2 protein-coding genes are annotated in these 3,390 nt (G+C 29.4%); both read left to right on the top strand.

What is annotated here, in order from left to right; genetic code table 11:
- A partial coding sequence (locus C0512_RS14870) for an AAA domain-containing protein (RefSeq protein WP_290862966.1) occupies positions 1 to 1,952 on the top strand: 1,952 nt, incomplete at its 5' end.
- Positions 1,949 to 3,379 carry a hypothetical protein gene (locus tag C0512_RS14865; protein ID WP_290862964.1) on the top strand — a complete coding sequence of 477 codons (1,431 nt, stop codon included), beginning with the start codon at positions 1,949 to 1,951 and terminating at the stop codon, positions 3,377 to 3,379. The genes C0512_RS14870 and C0512_RS14865, both read left to right, overlap by 4 nt.
- Positions 3,380 to 3,390: the final 11 nt, after the last annotated feature.

The following is a 3,390-nucleotide window of genomic DNA, read 5'->3' as shown; positions in this document are numbered from 1 at the left end:
AGAAAGATAAAAACTGTCTCAAGTTCATAATATCAGATGCATTTGATCAAATTATTACTGCTAAAGAGGAAGACAGAATAGATTTATCAGAAATCAAAAAAGGATATATAAAGCCAATATTTCCTGGTGAATTAACAAATATTGATAGAATGATTAAGGCAATGAAGAAAGTTACAGAACCTGGATCAAAATTTGGGTATCCTGTAAACAGAAATCTATCAAATTTTTTATTTGATCCTAATGAAGCAAGACAGTCATCTGCTGATATAGAGGAAGAAAAACAAAAAATAATTGCAAATCTAAATGAACCATTACTAAAAAATCAGCAGAAACAATTAGAAGCTGTTGCTAAAACATTATTAGCAAAAGATTTAGCACTCATACAAGGTCCTCCAGGAACGGGGAAAACAACTGTAATTGCTGAAATAATATGGCAGATTCTTTCAAACGACCCAACTTCAAAAATATTAATTACATCACAAACTAATCTTGCAGTTGATAATGCGTTAGAGAGGGTAAAAGGTAAAAAACTAATAAGACCTATAAGAATTGGTAATATTGATAAGTTTGAGGATGAAGGTAAATTATACTCTATAGACCGTATAAAATTGTGGCTACAGGCTAAAGAGGGTTCTAAAGAAGAAAAACAACATTCTGATAATGCAATTTGTGAATGGATTGAAAACATAAAGGGAAATTCAAGTAAAGTCGAAAAATACAAAACAGCAGTTGAAAAATGGAAACAAGGCTTAGATAAAAAGAATCCATCAATTAAAAACATTTTTTATAATTCTTATTTACAGTACATAAATATTTTTGCAGCAACTTGTAGTGAATGTGGTAGCCCTAGATTTAGTAATGCATTTAAAGAATCATTTAATAATAATTCTGAATCTAGAATGGAACCTGATTTTGATATTGTTATTATGGATGAAGCTAGTAAAGCTACTCCACCAGAGCTAGTTTTACCGCTCACTCTGGGTAAAAAAGTTGTAATCATTGGTGACCACAAACAATTACCACCGATGATAGATGATAGAGAGTTTAGTGAAGCATTAACTGCTGTTGGAGCTCATAAACTTGTTGAAGATTGGACAAAAGAAGATTATAAGATTTCACAGTTTGAAAAACTCTTCAAAAATGCACCTAAAAATTTTGTCGCAAGTTTAGATACGCAATTTAGAATGCATGAGCAAATCATGAATTGTATTTCTGACTTTTATTCTGATCAAATTGAACTTGAAAACGGATTAATTTGTGGTATTAAGAATGAGATGAATAATAACGATTTTAATGTTAAAGCAAGTAGATATCACGGCTTTAATTCCGTTCCTTTTATTGAACCAAAAAATCACGCTATATGGGTTAATGTAGAAACGCCTGAGGGTAAGCAAGGAACTTCTTATGAAAACATTGGTGAAATAGATGCCATTAAAATTGTGCTCAATGCTCTAACAAATGCGGATGGATATGATAAATATTCTAATTTTTTCAGCAAAGATGAAGATAAGGAAATTGGAATTATTACTTACTACATGCCTCAAATGAGTAATATTCGCAAGTCAATGTATCCTACTTTTTCAAAAAATGAGTGGAAAAATTTTGAACAACATAAGTTTGAAAATATATATAATACTCCTTTACGAATAAACACTGTTGACCGTTTTCAGGGTATGGAAAGAAATATTGTAATTATATCTACTGTAAGAAGTAACAAACAACTTATAGAAGAAAATGGCAAAAAAATAATTGTTGATAACAATAAATATCCATCTGCTCTTGGGTTTGCAAAAGAATTACAGCGTATAAATGTTGGTTTTTCTAGAGCTAAAAGATTATTGATAGTAATTGGTAACGAAAAGCATTTTTCACATAAACCAGAATACGAACAAGCAATTCAAAAAATGCATAGAATAGATATAGCACAAATTCAAAATTTAATCAAAAAGTGAAAACAAGATTATCAAAAATAGCAAGAGAATTAAATAGTGGTATTTCGTTAGTCGTAGAATTTTTGAAAGCTAATGGATATGATTGTGAAGAAGATCCTAATGAAACAGTTTCTGAAGAGATCACTGAAATTATTTATAATAATTTTCAATCTTTTCTGGCAGAAAAGAATAAGAATGTAAGTAAAAAAAAGAATGTTAATCCAAAAGAAAAAACTATTGTTAAGCCTTCTAATGTAGATATACCTCTTGAAATAAAAATCATTGAAGCTGCCGATAAAGAAAAAAAACTAATAGAACGAATTATTGGTTTTACTGATTATTCTTGGGAATATACAATTGCAAAATTTGCTGGTACTTGTTCTCAACCTGTTGATTTTAATTTGTTTGATGAAGTTATTTGCGATTTGCTAATAATAGAATCGATGTCAGCCTCAAAAATGGGTAGCATTTTAGGGTTTGATATTGATAAAGACCCAGCCGAAAAAGAAATTTTAATCAAAGCTATCAAAGATTTGAAAAATGATAAAATGATTGATGGTGATGAAAGCATTTTATGGCTTACAGATATTGGCGTGGAATATGCAAAAAACGGAGTTAAATTTTCTAATTTCACAAGAGATTTTGATTTGTTTATTGATAGTGTTGGGCTAGCTGATGCTAATGTAAAAGCTACATTCAGTAATTTAAAAAGTGAAAAAGTTGAGATAAAAATTCAAAATACAGACAAACACAGAATAATTAATGTAGCTCAATCATTAGACATCCGTACTAATAATGTGGCAGATGCTATTTTTGAAACAGTTGGAAGGATTATTAATGATAAAGAACAATTACTCGGTTATATTTCAACCGCAGAGTATATAAGCGTTTGCGAATACTATAATAAAAATCTTCCTGAGACCATTTCACTAACAAAGTCACCAACTTCTCTAGACGAAATTCGTTTGCTAGCAGAGGAGCAAGCTCCAGAAATACATTTTCCTAAAAAGAAATATATACTTCAAGAATGTACGCCAAAGGGAACCGAAATTTTTAAAGCAAAATTATGGGTAATTCTATTAGAAAATTTCAGAGACAATACACTTCGTACTCTTGTTTATGATGAAAAGCAAAATATTATTTTAGAATCATTGTCTGATGCACTTGATAAAAATGAAAACATTAAGATTCAATTATTTGAAAAACTTATAAAAGTTGATGAAGAAATTGAAATTACAAGCGAAGAAAAAGATATTGAGCAATTAAATATAGAACAAAAATTAATTGATAAACAGGAAGAAATTGAACATGCAATTGACAATCACAACACAGTAAAAATTAAAGAGATTGAAAAGGAAATTGATTATATAAAGCGACATTTTAATTCAATTGAATTTGAAATTGAATTAAAACGTTTATTTGATGAAACTACAGGTGATTGTCAATAGATCGGAAGAGC

It is taken from the genome of Flavobacterium sp. (assembly GCF_013822155.1).
Taxonomy (GTDB): domain Bacteria; phylum Bacteroidota; class Bacteroidia; order Flavobacteriales; family Flavobacteriaceae; genus Flavobacterium.
This window is presented reverse-complemented; position numbering and strand designations above follow the sequence as displayed.